13 protein-coding genes and 1 pseudogene are annotated in these 15,304 nt (G+C 68.3%); 12 read left to right on the top strand and 2 right to left on the bottom strand.

The genetic code is table 11. The annotated features are described in order from the left end of the window. Positions 1–1,103: Tar ligand binding domain-containing protein (locus tag AC27IO_RS12950; protein ID WP_498739152.1), on the bottom strand; the 1,103-nt coding region annotated here is incomplete at its 3' end. Positions 1,104–1,320: 217 nt separating this feature from the next. Between AC27IO_RS12950 and AC27IO_RS12945 the strand changes: the two genes are divergently transcribed. Beyond that, entirely contained in the window at positions 1,321–2,502 is a 1,182-nt protein-coding gene (locus AC27IO_RS12945; protein WP_284429480.1) for a class I SAM-dependent rRNA methyltransferase, read from the top strand. A 10-nt stretch (positions 2,503–2,512) separates the two neighbouring features. On the opposite strand, the gene AC27IO_RS12940 is transcribed toward AC27IO_RS12945, so the two are convergent. Then, positions 2,513–3,817, bottom strand: coding sequence for a sensor domain-containing diguanylate cyclase (locus AC27IO_RS12940; RefSeq protein WP_498739151.1), 1,305 nt, complete (start codon positions 3,815–3,817; stop codon positions 2,513–2,515). 207 nt (positions 3,818–4,024) lie between these two features. On the opposite strand from AC27IO_RS12940, the gene AC27IO_RS12935 reads away from it, so the two are divergent. From AC27IO_RS12935 to AC27IO_RS12885, 11 genes and pseudogenes are all read left to right on the top strand, one after another. Further along, positions 4,025–5,107 carry a CobW family GTP-binding protein gene (locus tag AC27IO_RS12935; RefSeq protein WP_498739150.1) on the top strand — a complete coding sequence of 361 codons (1,083 nt, stop codon included), beginning with the start codon at positions 4,025–4,027 and terminating at the stop codon, positions 5,105–5,107. Positions 5,108–5,282: 175 nt separating this feature from the next. Continuing rightward, complete coding sequence (gene dksA, locus AC27IO_RS12930) at positions 5,283–6,020, top strand: RNA polymerase-binding protein DksA (RefSeq protein WP_272567197.1); 738 nt, start codon at positions 5,283–5,285, stop codon at positions 6,018–6,020. Positions 6,021–6,073: 53 nt separating this feature from the next. Continuing rightward, entirely contained in the window at positions 6,074–7,807 is a 1,734-nt protein-coding gene (locus AC27IO_RS12925; protein ID WP_498739149.1) for an STAS domain-containing protein, read from the top strand. Between the two features lie 110 nt (positions 7,808–7,917). Beyond that, positions 7,918–8,463 (top strand): ATP-dependent protease subunit HslV, encoded by a 546-nt coding sequence (hslV, locus tag AC27IO_RS12920; RefSeq protein WP_272567200.1) that lies wholly within the window; start codon positions 7,918–7,920, stop codon positions 8,461–8,463. A gap of 82 nt (positions 8,464–8,545) precedes the next feature. After that, positions 8,546–9,877 carry an ATP-dependent protease ATPase subunit HslU gene (hslU, locus tag AC27IO_RS12915; protein ID WP_498739148.1) on the top strand — a complete coding sequence of 444 codons (1,332 nt, stop codon included), beginning with the start codon at positions 8,546–8,548 and terminating at the stop codon, positions 9,875–9,877. A gap of 298 nt (positions 9,878–10,175) precedes the next feature. Continuing rightward, a complete protein-coding gene (mraZ, locus tag AC27IO_RS12910; protein ID WP_272569587.1) occupies positions 10,176–10,604 on the top strand; it encodes a division/cell wall cluster transcriptional repressor MraZ in 429 nt (142 codons plus the stop codon). A gap of 7 nt (positions 10,605–10,611) precedes the next feature. Then, a complete protein-coding gene (gene rsmH / locus AC27IO_RS12905) occupies positions 10,612–11,541 on the top strand; it encodes a 16S rRNA (cytosine(1402)-N(4))-methyltransferase RsmH (protein WP_498739153.1) in 930 nt (309 codons plus the stop codon). Next, complete coding sequence (ftsL, locus tag AC27IO_RS12900; RefSeq protein WP_284405268.1) at positions 11,538–11,876, top strand: cell division protein FtsL; 339 nt, start codon at positions 11,538–11,540, stop codon at positions 11,874–11,876. The genes rsmH and ftsL overlap by 4 nt, the downstream gene beginning before the upstream one ends. After that, entirely contained in the window at positions 11,873–13,618 is a 1,746-nt protein-coding gene (locus tag AC27IO_RS12895; protein WP_272567204.1) for a peptidoglycan D,D-transpeptidase FtsI family protein, read from the top strand. Before ftsL ends, AC27IO_RS12895 begins: the two co-directional genes overlap by 4 nt. After that, on the top strand, positions 13,615–15,120 hold the full coding sequence (locus AC27IO_RS12890) for a UDP-N-acetylmuramoyl-L-alanyl-D-glutamate--2,6-diaminopimelate ligase (RefSeq protein ID WP_498739147.1): 1,506 nt from the start codon (positions 13,615–13,617) through the stop codon (positions 15,118–15,120). Before AC27IO_RS12895 ends, AC27IO_RS12890 begins: the two co-directional genes overlap by 4 nt. Further along, positions 15,117–15,304: pseudogene (locus AC27IO_RS12885) on the top strand (UDP-N-acetylmuramoyl-tripeptide--D-alanyl-D-alanine ligase); the annotation flags it as partial. The gene AC27IO_RS12890 and the pseudogene AC27IO_RS12885, both read left to right, overlap by 4 nt.

The following is a 15,304-nucleotide window of genomic DNA, read 5'->3' as shown; positions in this document are numbered from 1 at the left end:
TCGATCACACCGATGATGTCCGCGATCTGGCGGCTGCTGTCGTTGATGCCGCGCATGGTCTGGATCACGTCCGACACCACCGCGCCGCCCTCGCGGGCCACGGCGGACGCGGTCTGCGCCAGCTGGTCGGCCTGCCGCGCGCTGTCGGCGTTGTGGCGCACCGTGGCGCTCAGCTGCTCCATGGACGCCGCCGTCTGCTGCAGCGCGCCGGCCTGGCCCTCGGTGCGCGCCGACAGGTCGCCGTTGCCCTGGGCGATCTGCGCGGCAGCGGCCGAGACGCTCTCGGCGCCCTCGTGGATGGCGGTCACCACGGTGGCGAGGTGGTCGCGCATGTGGCGCAGCTGCGCCATCAGGCTGGTGTTGTCGCCGGGGGCGAGGGCGATGGCCACGGTGAGGTCGCCCTGGGCCACGCTGCGCGCCAGGGCGGCGGCGGTGGCGGGCTCGGCGCCCAGTTCGCGCAGGATGCTGCGCGCCACGAGGTAGCCGAAGCCGAGCGCGGCCAGCACGCCCGCCGCCACGGCCACCACGATCCCCAGGCGGGTGTCGGCGAAGGCCACCTCGGCGGCTTCGTAGTCGGCCTGCGCCGTGTCCAGCTGCACCTGCGTGAGGGACGACAGCACCGTCTGCAGCGGGTCGAGCGCCGGGTACATCTCGCGGGCGGCGAAGGCGGTCAGCCCCGGGATGTCGCCGGTGTGCAGCAGGCCTTCGAGCCGCGCCACCGCCGCATCGGCGGCCAGTTGCAGCGGGCGAAATTGCGCGACCAGCCGGCGCTCCTCGCCGATCAGCGGGGCGGACAGGTAGGCCGACCACTGGGCGTCGATGTCCTTGCGTGCGCTGGCGATCGAGTCGAGGCCCTGGCGGGGCGTCATGGCGCCGTCGCGCACCTTGTGCGCCGTGTCCACGACGTTCACGGCATAGGCGTCCGCCACGATCTTGATCTGCTTGAGCGGCACGACACGGTCGTGATAGACCGACACGAGTGCGGCATTGGAGCCCGCCATGCCCAGCAGGCCGGCGGCGCCGACGCCGGCGGCGAGCAGGCACAGGAGGGCCAGGAGCAGGGCCAGGCGGGTGGCGACTTTCAAAGGACCGAAGTGCAGCATGTGGTGTTTTCTCCCTGAAATTGTTGGAATGCTTGGTGTTTGGATGTGCGTCTCCTGCCAGGGGGCTGGAGATGGGGTGGATGGTAGGAATCTGTGAGCGGATGTTTCTCAACAATGCTCAAATGTTGCTTTGCGTCCTCCCGGCCTGGCCTCGCGCCACCGGGCCAGCGCCATGGCTTTCGCCGGGGCGGCGCACGGGCATCGCACAATCGCGGGCATGAAAACCCTACGCCTTCGACCCGGCAAAGAGCGCTCCCTGCTGCGCCGCCACCCCTGGATCTTCGAATCGGCCATCGCCAAGGGCGGCGGCGACAGCGGCGAGACCGTGCGCGTGGAGTCGCACGAGGGCCAGTTCCTCGCCTGGGCCGCGTTCAGCCCGACCTCGCGCATCCGCGCACGCGTGTGGAGCTTCGACGAAGCTCAGCGCATCGACGCTTCTTTTTTCATAGCAGCATGCCGGCGTTCCATATGCGCCAGAGGCCGATTCGGCATTGAAAGCGATGGGGTGCGCCTGGTGCATGGCGAGTCCGACGGGCTGCCCGGCCTGATCGTGGACCGCTATGGCGACACCCTGGTGGCGCAGTTCACCAGCGCCGGCACCGAGCGCTGGAAGGCCGTGATCGCCGACGCGCTGCTGCAGGAAACCGGGCTGGCGCGTCTCTACGAACGCTCCGATGCCAGCGTGCGCGGGCTGGAAGGGCTGGAGCCCGCCACCGGCTGGCTGCGCGGCGAGGGCGAGACGGGCCTGTCGATCCGCGAGCACGGCTGGCGCCTGACGCTGGACATCGCCGAAGGCCACAAGACCGGCTTCTATCTGGACCAGCGCGACAGCCGCAAGCGCTTCGCCGACGCCACGCAGCGCCTGGGCTTTCAGCGCGTGCTCAACTGCTATTGCTACACGGGCGGTTTCACCGTCGCGGCGCTCTCGGGCGGGGCGGGGCACGTGACCTCGATCGATTCGTCCGGCCCGGCGCTGGAGCGCGCCCGGGCGCACGTGGCCCTGAACGGCTTCGAGGCCGGGCGTGCGGATTTCCTCGATGCCGACGTGAACGCCTCGCTGCGGCAGTTCCTCAAGGAAGGGCGCACCTTCGACGCCATCGTGCTGGACCCGCCGAAGTTCGCGCCCACCGCCGCGCACGCCGACCGGGCCGCGCGCGCCTACAAAGACATCAACCGCCTGGCGCTGCAGCTGCTAGAGCCGGGCGGCATGCTGTACACCTTCTCGTGCTCGGGCGGCATCAGCGCCGATCTGTTCCACAAGATCGTCGCCTCGGCCGGGGCCGACGCGGGGGTGGACGGCTTCATCCTGGAGCGCCTGGGCGGCGCGCCAGACCACCCCATGACGCTGGAGTTTCCCGAGGGTGAGTACCTCAAGGGCCTAGCGGTGATGCGCAAATAGCCGGCCGCGCTCAGCCGCCCGCGCCGAACACCTCGACGCGCCCGCGGCCGTTGTGCTTGGCCCGGTAGCAGGCCACGTCGGCATCGTGCAGCACCACGTCGGGGCTGTCGCTGTGGCTGGAGAAGACGCGCACCCCCACGCTGGCGCCCACGCGGAAGCGGGCGCCTTCGGCAGCGAAGTCCTGCTGGTGGATGGCCTGGACGATCTTCGCCCCCACGGCCTGCGCCTGCTGCGTCTCGCAGGCCTGCAGCACCACGACGAACTCGTCGCCGCCGATGCGCACCAGCGTGTCGGCCATGCGCACCGACTGGCGCAGCAGCACCGCCACCTGACACAGCACCTGGTCGCCCGCGCCGTGGCCCGCCGCGTCGTTCACTGCCTTGAAACCGTCCAGGTCGATGTACAGCAGGGCATGCGGCCCGGGCTGGCCGGACAGCGTCTGCACGATCGAGTGCAGCCCGCGCCGGTTCTGCAGGCCCGTGAGTGCATCGTGCAGGCTTTCCTCGCGCAACCGGTCCGTCAGCGCGCGCAGTTCGTCCTGGCGCCGCTTGTCGGTGCTGATGTCGGTGTGGAAGGCGCAGGTCTGCCCGTCGGCCATGCGGTTCATGGCCACCCGCACCCAGCGGCCGCCGGGCAGCGGCACCTCGAACGGCACCCCGGCGAAGTTCAGGCTGTCGTGCAGGGCGGCGACGATGTCTTCGGCGCGCGCCGCGTATTCGTCCGGGGCGCAGGCCGATGCCCAATGCTGGCGCACCACCTCGGCGTAGCTGCGCCCGAGCGCCGCCACCTTCGAGGGCAGGCCATACATGGCAAGGAAGTGGTCGCTCGCAAACACGATGCGCCCGTCGCCGCTTTGCACCGAGGCGCCGTCGCCCGCGTGTTCGAGCATCTGCAGCGCATCGCCGGCCGGCCGGTCGGCGGGAGGCGGTGCGGGCGCCTGGGTGGGCATGCGAAGGTTGGCCTCGGCCAGTTCCAGCCAGATGCGCACGCGGTGCCCGTCGCCCATGGAGGACGCCGCCACCCGCAGCCAGCGGCCCCGGTGCTGGAAGACGTAGGGGCGCGTCTGCTGCACGTGCCGCGCGATGCCGTCGGCCACATGGCGCTCCAGGTAGCGCAGGTCGTCCGGGGCCAGGCGCTGGCGGTAGAAGCGGCGCAGGTTGTCCGCGTACGGCTCGCCGGCGTGGACGTGACCGTCGTGCTCTGGAAAGAAGCGCAGGAAGCTCTGGTTCCACAGCACGGTGCGGTGCTGGTCGTCGAAGGCGCACAGAGCGATGCCCAGGGAATCGAGCAGCGTGGCGGTCAGGCGGTAGTCCATGGCCAAAACGTATCAAAAAGCTTCTTCTATAGTCACTGTATAGCAGGCCGATGACGGTGTTGCGCTCGATGGGGGTGCTTGACAGCGCCGCTACACTGGATGATGGTCCTGCAGCCGCCTTCGCGGCCGCGCTGCAGAGGCCGCGCGCCGTGCTTTTTCTTTCTTTCCGCGTTGCGGCACCCGCTGTTTCACCCAAGGCTTTTCTCCATGTCCCTCATTCCCGCCACCATCCTGACCGGCTTCCTGGGCTCGGGCAAGACCACGCTGCTCAAGCGCCTGCTGTCCGAGGCCCACGGCCAGAAGATCGCCGTGATCGAAAACGAATTCGGCGAAGAGAACATCGACAACGACATCCTGGTCACCGAGTCCAAGGAGCAGATCGTGCAGATGAGCAACGGCTGCATCTGCTGCACCATCCGCGAGGACCTGCGCGAGACGCTGCAGCTGCTGGCCGCCAAGAAGCGCAAGGGCCTGCTCGAGTTCGACCGCATCGTGATCGAGACCACGGGCCTGGCCGACCCCGGCCCCGTGGCGCAGACCTTCTTCATGGACGAGGAGATCGCCGAGACCTACCTCATCGACTCCATCATCACCCTGGTGGACGCCAAGCACGCGCCCCAGCAGCTCAACGACCGCCAGGAAGCGCGCCGCCAGGTGGGCTTCGCCGACCAGATCTTCCTGTCCAAGACCGACCTCGTGGGCAAGGAAGAGGCCGACGCCCTGATCCACCGCCTCAAGCACATGAACCCGCGCGCGCCGATCAAGGCGGTGCATTTCGGCGAGGTGCCGCTGGCCGAGGTGCTGGACCTGCGCGGCTTCAACCTGAACGCCAAGCTCGACATCGACCCGGATTTCCTCAAGGAAGACGACCACGACCACGGGCACGACCATGGGCATGACCACCACGATCACGACCACGCGCATGGCGAGCATTGCGACCACCCCTCGCATCAGCACGGCCAGGGACATGGCCACCACCATCACCACGACGATGACGTCAAGAGCTTCGTCTACCGCGCCGAGCGCCCGTTCGACCCCGCCAAGCTGGAGGACTTCCTGGGCGCCATCGTCAACATCTACGGCCCGCGCATGCTGCGCTACAAGGGCGTGCTGAACATGAAGGGCACCGAGCGCAAGGTGATCTTCCAGGGCGTGCACCAGTTGATGGGCAGCGATCTGGGCCCGCAGTGGGCTGAGGGCGAGCAGCGCCTGAGCAAGATGGTCTTCATCGGCATCGACCTGCCCAAGGACATCTTTCTCCAAGGCCTGGGACAGTGCCTGGCCGAGTAGGACAGGACCCCGTTTGGGGCTTGCCGCACCGGCTTGTGTGATATCTGCCACTTTCCAGTTCGCGCCGGGCCCGGATCGATACAATCGCGCCCCGGTAAAACGCCGGAAGGCCTGCTACTGCCCCTGGAGCCGCGTCGCGTGCTCAGGGCCCGCCCCTACTGCGAGGAGACAGGAAGTGAAAGCCGAACCCAGCAAACCCGAGGCGGATGCCAAGGCACCCTCCAGCGGCACCGTCCGCGCGGCCGCCAAGGCGCCCGCCAAGTCCAAAGCCGCCGTGCCGGTGCCTGCCTCCGCGGGGCCTTCGAGCGAACCCGCGCGCAGTCCCCGGCCTTCTTCCCGTTTGGCCCAATTGACCGTACCATCCATGGCACCCGCGGTGGCCTCCACCGCCGCCAAAGCCAGCTATACACACACCATGCCTACGACCCTGCAACCGCAAAATTCCGTCGCGGCCGCCAAGAAAGATCCCAAGCTGGCCGGCAACTGGAAAACCAAGTCCGCCGAAGAGCTGAGCGACGCCGAAGTGCTCGCCATGCCAGACAGCGAGTACATGAACGAAAAGCAGCTGGCGTTCTTCCGCCACAAGCTGGTGCAGCTCAAGCAGGACATGCACAACAACGCCGGTGAAACCACCGAGCACCTGCGCGAAGACACCGTGGTCGTGCCCGATCCCGCCGACCGCGCCACCATCGAAGAAGAGCACGCCCTCGAACTGCGCACGCGCGACCGCGAACGCAAGCTGCTCAAGAAGATCGAGCAATCCATCGGCCGCATCGATGCGGGCGACTACGGCTACTGCGACGAGACGGGCGAGCCCATCGGCGTCGGCCGGCTGCTGGCGCGCCCCACGGCCACGCTGTCGCTGGAAGCGCAGCAGCGCCGCGAACTCAAGCAAAAGATGTTCGGGGACTGACCGGCCGATCCTGTCTTCCCTTTTTGCGCGGCGAGCGACCTGACCCACCATCCATGAGCAAGGAAGAGTCTTCCCCCGGCCTGTTGTCCAAGATGGTTCGGTTCGTCCGCAACCCCACGGTCAACTGGACCGATCTCGATTCCATCGATGCCGACCGCGAAAGCCAGTACAGCAAGCAGATGCTCAAGGAGATGATCGAGCGCAAGCGCCGCAACGATTTCGTGCGGCGCCGGGAGTTCGACCAGTTGCGCAAGCTGCGCAAGCGCGAGGCCCTGCAGGGCCAGCGCACCGAAGACCCGACCGCGCGGCCTTCGTTCTTCCAGAGCAGCATGGCATCGCCCGACGACCGGGCCGTCACGCTCAAGAAGATCGACGAGATCGAAGCGCAGATGTCCCAGCAGTGGTGGAAGAGCAAGAACACCCCCACGCCCAGCGAACTGGGTGACTCCACCGCCACCGCTACCGATTCCACCATCGCCGCGGCCCACGACCGGGCCTTCGCCCCCACGGCACCCGCCAGCCTGCCTGGCGTGCTGTCGGCGCCGACCGCCGTGCAGCCGCTGTTTTCGGGTGAGAGCCTGCTGCCCTCCGGCGCGCCCGAGGGGGCCGGCGCGGCGCCATCGCCTTCGCAGGCGGTGCCAGCAGCCGCTGCTGCATACGCCCCGCCACCGGCCCCCGAGGTGGCCCCCGCAGAACCGGAGGAATTCGTGCACGAACCCGACCTCGAGGAAGCCGCCATCCGCTTTGCCAATGGCGACCATGCCGGCGCGGAGTCCGGCCTGCTCGAAGTGCTGGCGCAGCACGAGCAGGACGATCCCCAGCAGCAGCTGGAGATCTGGATGACGCTGTTCGACCTGTACCGCGCCATCGGGGAGCACGAGCGCTTCGATGCGCTGGCGATCGACTATGCGGCCCGGTTCAGCCGCTCGGCGCCGCTGTGGTTTTCCATGCCCGAACTGCTGGGCCTGCAGGCGCAGCCCGCGCCGGCCGCCACGGGCTTCCCGCAGCGCGAGTTCAGCTGGAACTCGCCGACCACGCTGGCCGCGCAATCGGTGGTGGCGCTGCAGGCGTCGCTCGCCCGCGCCGCCCCACCCTGGACGCTGACCTGGTCGCGCCTGGCCGCCATCGACGAGGCCGCCGTGCCGCTGCTGGCCAACCTGTTCACGCAGTGGGCGGAGCAGGAGGTGCAGCTGACGTTCTTCGGCGTGGAGGCGCTCAACACGGTGCTGGAAGCCCGCACCCAGTCCGGAGACCGGGACACGTCGCCCGAGTGGTGGCGCCTGCGCATGGCGGCGCTGCGCCTCATGGGCCGCCCCGACGAGTTCGAACTCGTGGCGCTCGACTACTGCGTGACCTACGAGGTCTCGCCGCCATCGTGGATCTCGCCGCGGTGCAGCTATTCCAGCGACGACAGCGGCGCCCCGGTGCCCGCAGATGCCACGCCCTCCGATTTGCATGCCTCGGGCTACGGCGAACCCTCGTCCATGCCGGCGGGCCTGGAGAGTGCCGAGCCTTCGGCCTCGCTGTCCGGCCACATCGAAGGCGACGCGGTGCCGCTGCTGGCGCCGTTCGAGGAGCAGGTGAAGCCCGGCGCGCCGCTGATCATCGCGTGCGACCGCCTGGTGCGGGTGGACTTCGCGGCGGCCGGCTCTGTGCTCAACTGGGCGGCCGAGCAACAGGCCCAGGGCCACGCGGTCCACTTCGTCAACCTGCAGCGGCTGGTGGCGGTGTTCTTCAACGTGATCGGCGTGAACGAACACGCCTGGGTCGTTCCGCGCAAGAACTGACCCTCGGGCACAGGGCGCCAGCAGGGCGCGCTGGCCGCTCTTCATGCCCCGTGCAACGCCGTGCGCGGGGGGCGTTGCAAACCGTGCGGGCATCCCCACATGCCAACGCTATGGAACAGTTTCACGGCACCACCATCCTCAGCGTCCGCCGCCAGACGGCGGACGGCATCCAGGTCGCCATTGGCGGCGACGGCCAGGTCACCCTGGGCAACATCGTGGTCAAGGGCACCGCGCGCAAGGTGCGCAAGCTCTACCACGGCAAGGTCCTGGCGGGCTTCGCCGGGGCCACGGCCGATGCGTTCACGCTCTTCGAACGGTTCGAGGCCAAGCTGGAAAAACACCAGGGCCACCTGACGCGCGCGGCCATCGAACTCACCAAGGACTGGCGCACCGACCGCGTCCTGCGCCGCCTGGAGGCCATGCTGGCGGTGGCCGACACCAGCGCCTCGCTCATCATCACTGGCAACGGCGACGTGCTGGAGCCCGAGCAGGGCATCGTGGCCATCGGATCGGGCGGCGCCTATGCGCACTCGGCGGCCAAGGCGCTACTGAACCACACCGAGCTCAGCGCGCAGGAAGTGGTCAAGAAGTCGCTGGAGATCGCCGGCGAATTGTGCATCTACACCAACATGAACCACACCATCGAGACGCTCTGAGCGCCCCGGCGGTTACTATTGTTTTGATAGCTGTCTGCCTTAGAAGAATATGTGCTGACGGCTGATTTGATTGCAGGTCCCCATGTCGTCCATGACCCCCCAGGAAATCGTCTCCGAACTCGACCACCACATCGTCGGCCAGGCCAGCGCCAAGCGCGCCGTTGCCATCGCGCTGCGCAACCGCTGGCGCCGCCAGCAGGTGGAAGGCACCCTGCGCCACGAGATCACCCCCAAGAACATCCTCATGATCGGCCCCACCGGCGTGGGCAAGACCGAGATCGCGCGCCGCCTGGCCCGGCTGGCCGATGCGCCCTTCATCAAGGTCGAGGCCACCAAGTTCACCGAGGTGGGCTATGTGGGCAAGGACGTGGACTCCATCGTCCGCGACCTGGTCGAGATGGCCGTCAAGCAGGCGCGCGAGAGCGACATGAAGAAGGGCCGCGCCCGCGCCGAAGACGCGGCCGAGGACCGCATCCTCGACGTGCTGGTGCCGCCCGCGCGGGGCCATGCGGCGGCCGAGGCCGCGCCGCCGGCCGACAGCACCGCCCGGCAGGTGTTCCGCAAGAAGCTGCGCGAGGGCCAGCTGGACGACAAGGAAATCGAGATCGACGTGGCCGACGCCCGGCCGCAGCTGGAGATCATGGGCCCGCAGGGCATGGAAGAGATGGCCGAGCAGCTGCGCGGCATGTTCAGCCAGATGGGCCAGGAAAAGCGCCGCATGCGCAAGCTCAAGATCGCCGAGGCGCTCAAGCTGCTCACCGACGAGGAGGCCGCCAAGCTCGTGAACGAGGACGAGGTGAAGACCCGCGCCGTGCAGAACGCCGAGCAGAACGGCATCGTCTTCATCGACGAGATCGACAAGGTGGCCACCCGCCAGGAATCGAGCGGCTCGGACATCTCGCGCCAGGGCGTGCAGCGCGACCTGCTGCCGCTGGTGGAGGGCACCACCGTGTCCACCAAGTACGGCATGGTCAAGACGGACCACATCCTGTTCATCGCCTCGGGCGCTTTCCACCTGAGCAAGCCGAGCGACCTGATCCCCGAGCTGCAGGGGCGCTTTCCGATCCGCGTCGAACTCGAATCGCTGTCCGTGCAGGATTTCGAAGCCATCCTCACGCAGACGCATGCCTCGCTGGTCAAGCAGTACCAGGCCCTGCTGGCCACCGAAGGCGTTACGCTCGAATTCGCGCCCGAGGGCATCACGCGCCTGGCGCACATCGCCTTCGAGGTGAACGAGCGCACCGAGAACATCGGCGCGCGCCGGCTGTCCACGGTGATGGAGCGGCTGCTGGACGAAGTGAGCTTCGATGCCGCCCGTTTGTCCGGCCAGACGGTGGTGGTGGATGCCGCGTACGTGAACGCGCGGCTCGAGTCCTTGAGCCAGGACGAGGATTTGTCGCGCTATATCTTGTAAAAGATTCCGGCGTGTTGCGGGCCCCTGGATTCTTGCCCGGATTCCAGGTTGCCCGATAGCCTTCAGGTATCACTTGCATAGCCTGGGCTAAGTGCTTATTCAGTAAAGCATTTTGGGTGTTCTCCACTGGCACTGTCGGTGCTAAGTCGTTGATTTCATTGCAAAACTTTGTTGCACCTGGCGGGGCTCGGTATTTTTTTCCTGCTACAGTGCAAAAAAGTGCAATTAAGTGGTGAAAAGTGCCCTCGTGCGTCCATTCCGGATGCGCAGGCGCGACAACGAGCTGGGGTTCGATTCCGTGTTTCAAGGGGCGTCATCGCTGAGTCTGGATGCGAAGGGAAGGCTTTCCGTGCCTACCCGGCATCGTGACGTCCTCGCGGCGACCGCCAACAGCCAGCTCACCATCACCAAGCATCCGCACGGCTGCCTCATGGTGTTTCCCCGCCCCGAATGGGAAAAATTCCGCGAACGCATTGCCGAGCTGCCCATGTCCGCCCAGTGGTGGAAGCGCATCTTCCTGGGCAACGCGATGGACGTGGACATGGATGGCACCGGCCGCGTGCTGGTCTCGCCCGAACTGCGGCAGGCCGCCGGCATCACCAAGGACACGATGCTGCTCGGCATGGGCAACCACTTCGAGCTGTGGGACAAGGCCACCTACGAGGCGCAGGAGGCTGTTGCCATGCAGGCCGAGATGCCGGCCGCTTTCCAGGACTTTTCTTTCTGAGGCCATGGTGAACGCACCGCTGCAACACACCACGGTCTTGCTGGGCGAGGCGGTCGACGCCTTGCTGGGCGCCGCCGGCCCCGCGCCCGCCGGCGTGTGGATCGATGCCACCTTCGGCCGTGGCGGGCACTCCCGCAAGATACTGGACCGGCTGGGGCCGAGCGGGGGCCTCGTGGCGTTCGACAAGGACCCCGAGGCCATCGCAGAAGCAGCGCGCATCACCGATGCGCGCTTTTCCATTCGGCATGAAGGATTCCGCCATCTGGCCGAACTGCCCGAGCGCAGCGCCGCGGGCATCCTCATGGACCTGGGCGTGAGTTCACCCCAGATCGACAGCCCCGGCCGGGGCTTCAGCTTTCGTTTCGACGGCCCGCTGGACATGCGCATGGACACCACGCGCGGCGAGAGCGTGGCCGATTGGCTGGCCACGGCCGAGGTCGGGCAGATTGCGGAGGTGATACGTGACTACGGCGAAGAACGGTTTGCTGGCCCCATTGCAAAGGCGATTGTTGCTCGTCGCGAGGAGCGGGGCCCTCTTGCCACCACCGCTGAACTGGCCCAACTCGTGGCTGGCTCGGTCAAGACCCGCGAAGCAGGCCAGAACCCTGCAACGCGCACATTTCAGGCTCTTCGGATTTTCATCAACGCCGAGCTTGAAGAGCTGCAACAGGCGCTAGAGGCCAGCCTGCGGGTGCTCGCACCCGGTGGCCGGCTGGTGGTGATCAGCTTCCATTCGCTGGAAGACCGCATCGTCAAGCAGTTCATCGCCCAGCATTCCAAGGAGGTCTTCGACCGCCGCGCGCCATTTGCGCAGCCGCAGCCCATGCGGCTCAAGGCGCTGGACCGTATCAAGCCCGGGGCGGCCGAGATCGAGGCCAATCCCCGCTCCCGCAGCGCGGTGATGCGCGTGGCCGAGCGCACGGAGGTGCAGCCATGACGCGCCTGAGCCTGGTGCTGCTGCTGGGGGTGATGGTGAGCGCGCTGTACCTCGTGCACATGCAGTACGAGTCGCGGCGCCTGTTCACCGAGCTGGACCGCGCGGTGGCCGAGTCGCGCCGGCTGGAGACCGAACACCAGCGCCTGCAGGTCGAAAAGCGCGCCCAGGCGACGCCGCTGCGGGTGGAAAAGCTCGCCCGCGACCGCCTGCAGATGCGCACGGCCACGCCGGCCATCACGCAGTACGTCGCCGACGACGGCACGCCGGTGGTCACGGCCGCCACGGCAGCGCCCGTGCCGGCCACGCCGGGTGGCGCGGGGAGCGTGCGCCGATGAGCCGCAGCGTCAACTACACCTCCAGCCCGCTGCTGGCCAGCAAGACGCCGGTCTGGCGCAGCAAGTTCATCGTCGCCATGGTGGCGCTGGGCTTCGTGGGCCTGGGCGCCCGCGCGGCCTACGTGCAGGTGTTCGGCAATGCGTTCTTCCAGCGGCAGGGCGAGGTGCGCTTCGCCCGCACGCTGGAGCTGCCCGCCAACCGGGGTCGCATCCTGGACCGCAACGGGCTGATCCTGGCCTCCAGCGTGCCGGCGGCCAGCATCTGGGCCATTCCGGAAGACGTGGAGCAGGACAAGCCCGAGGTGCGCGAAAAGCTCCAGCAACTGGCCAAGCTGCTGGAGATGCCGCTGCCCGCGCTCAAGACCAAGCTCGCGGACGAGGACAAGACCTTCGTCTGGATCAAGCGCCAGCTCGACTGGGAGGTCGGCCAGCAGATCGCCGCCCTCGACATCAAGGGCATCTACCAGCGCAAGGAATACAAGCGCCAGTACCCCGAAGGCGAATCGGCCGCGCACGTGGTGGGCTTCACCAATGTGGAAGACCATGGCCAGGAAGGCATGGAGCTGGCCTTCGACCAGCAGCTGGCCGGCAAGGCCGGCTCGCGACGCGTCATCAAGGACCGCCTGGGCCGCGTGGTGGAGGGCGTGGGCGCCGAGGTGCCGCCGGTGGACGGGCAGGACATGCAGCTGTCCATCGACAGCAAGGTGCAGTTCTTCGCCTACCAGAAGCTGCGCGACCAGGTGGCGCTGCACAAGGCCAAGGCTGGCAGCGTGGTGGTCATCGACGCGCACACGGGCGAGTTGCTGGCGCTGGCCAACTACCCGAGCTACGTGCCCGACAAGCGCCAGAACCTCACCGGCGAGCAGCTGCGCAACCGCGCACTCACCGACGTGTTCGAGCCCGGCTCCACCATGAAGCCGTTCACCATCGGCCTGGCGCTGGAGACCGGCCGCGTGCGCCCGGAAACCATCGTGGACACCAACCCCGGCCGCGTCACCATCACGGGCTCGACCATCTCCGACACGCACAACTACGGCGTGCTCACGGTCGAGGGCGTGATCCAGAAATCCAGCAACGTGGGCACCACCAAGATCGCCATGCAGATGCCGGCGCGCGAGATGTGGGAGACCTTCTCGGCGGCCGGTTTCGGGCAGAAGCCGCAGATCCACTTCCCCGGCGTGGTGAGCGGTCGCCTGCGGCCCTACAAGACCTGGCGCCCGGTGGAGCAGGCCACCATGTCCTACGGCTACGGCCTGTCGGCCAGCCTGCTGCAGATGGCGCGCTCGTACACGGTGTTCGCCAACGGCGGCCAGATCATTCCCGCCACCATGCTCAAGTCGAGCACGCCGGCGGTCGGCGTGCCCGTGTTCTCCGAGCGCACGGCCGACCAGGTGCGCAAGATGCTGCAGATGGCCGCGGGCCCCGGCGGCACGGGCCAGCAGGCGCAGACCGTGGGCTACTCGGTGGGCGGAAAATCCGGCACCGCGCGCAAGCAGGTGGGCAAGAGCTATGCCTCGGGCAAGTACCGGGCGTGGTTCACCGGCATGGCGCCGATCGACAAGCCGCGCATCATCGTCGCGGTGATGATCGACGAGCCCAGCAACGGCGTGTTCTACGGCGGCGCGGTGGCCGCGCCGGTGTTCAGCGCCGTGGTGCAGCAGACCCTTCGCATGATGGGCGTGCAGCCCGACATGGCCGTCAAGCCCCAGATCGTGGCCAACACCGTGGAGGAATCGCTATGACGACGACCCCGCTGCTCACTTCGGTGCACGACGCCGTGCAATGGCTGGCCGCCCGGGTGACCGGTACGCTGCAGACCGACAGCCGGCTCATCCAGCCCGGCGACGGCTTCATCGCCTGGCCGGGCGCCGCCACCGATGGCCGCGCCCATGTGGGCGATGCGCTGGCGCGTGGCGCCATGGCCTGCCTGGTCGAGCACGAAGGCATCGAGGCCTTCGATTTCGCCGATGCGCCCGTGGCCGCGCTGCGCGGGCTCAAGGCCATCACCGGAACGCTGGCGGCCGAGTGGTTCGGCCACCCCACGCAGTCGATCGACGTGCTGGCAGTGACCGGCACCAACGGCAAGACCAGCGTCAGCTGGTGGCTGGCCGATGCGCTCAACCTGCTGGCGCGCAACGAACTGGCGGCGCCCGGCGGCTGCGCGCTGATCGGCACGCTGGGCGCCGGCGTGCCGCCCGCGCTCGAGTCCACCGGCCTCACCACGCCGGACCCGGTGCGCCTGCAGCGCGCCTTCGCCCATTTCGCCAAAGAAGGCCATGTGGCCTGCGCGATTGAGGCGTCGTCCATCGGGCTGGCGGAGCACCGCCTGACCGGCACGCGGGTGCGGGCGGCCCTGTTCACCAATTTCACCCAGGACCACCTGGACTACCACCCGAGCATGGCCGCCTACTGGCAGGCCAAGAGCACCTTGTTCGACTGGCCCGGGCTGCAGATCGCCGTGGTCAACATCGACGACCGGCACGGCGCCGAACTGCACGAGACGCTGTCCCAGCAGCCGCTGGACCTGTGGAGCGTTTCCTTGCAGGGGCCCGCACGGCTCCAGGCCCGGGACATCGCCTGGGGCGATGGCGGCCTGTCGTTCACCGTGGCCGAGGGCGCGCAAAGCCATGTGCTGCAGACGCGGCTCATCGGCCAGTACAACGTGGGCAACCTGCTGCTCGTGATGGCCACGCTGCGGGCGCTGGGCGTGCCGCTGGAGCATGCGCTCTACGCCTGCGCGCAGCTGTCGCCGGTGCCGGGCCGCATGGAGCAGATCCATGTGCCGCACCAGCCCCTGGTCGCCGTGGACTACGCCCACACGCCCGATGCGCTCGACCAGGCGCTGCAGGCGCTGCGCCCCATCGCGGCGGAGCGCGGCGGGCGTCTGTGGTGCGTGTTCGGCTGCGGCGGCAGCCGCGACCGCACCAAGCGGCCCCTGATGGGCGCGGTCGCGCAGCAGCGGGCCGATGCGGTCATCGTCACCAGCGACAACCCGCGCGGCGAAGTGCCGGCGGACATCCTTCACGAAATCCTGCAGGGCACCGTGGCCGGGCGCACCGTGCGCGCCGAGGTGGACCGCGCCGCGGCGATTGCGCTGGCGCTGTCCGAGGCCGGGCCGCGCGACGTGGTGCTGATCGCCGGCAAGGGCCACGAGGACTACCAGGAGGTGGCGGGCGAGCGCCGGCCGTTCTCCGACATGGCCCACGCCCAGGCCGGCTTGGCCGCCCGGGGAGGCCGCGCATGATGACGCTGCAGCAGGCGCTGGGGTTCATCCAGGCGCGCGTGCCCACGGCCCGGCTGGTGGGCGAGGGCGCGCTGCCGCTGTCCCGCGTGCACACCGACACGCGCACGCTGCAGGCGGGCGATTTGTTCCTGGCGCTCAAGGGCGAGCGCTACGACGCCAATGCCTTTCTGGCCGATGCGCGCAC

Source organism: Acidovorax sp. KNOB132, assembly GCF_057541515.1.
Note: the sequence above shows the minus strand (reverse complement) of the source record. Positions and strands in the feature narration are given on the sequence as shown.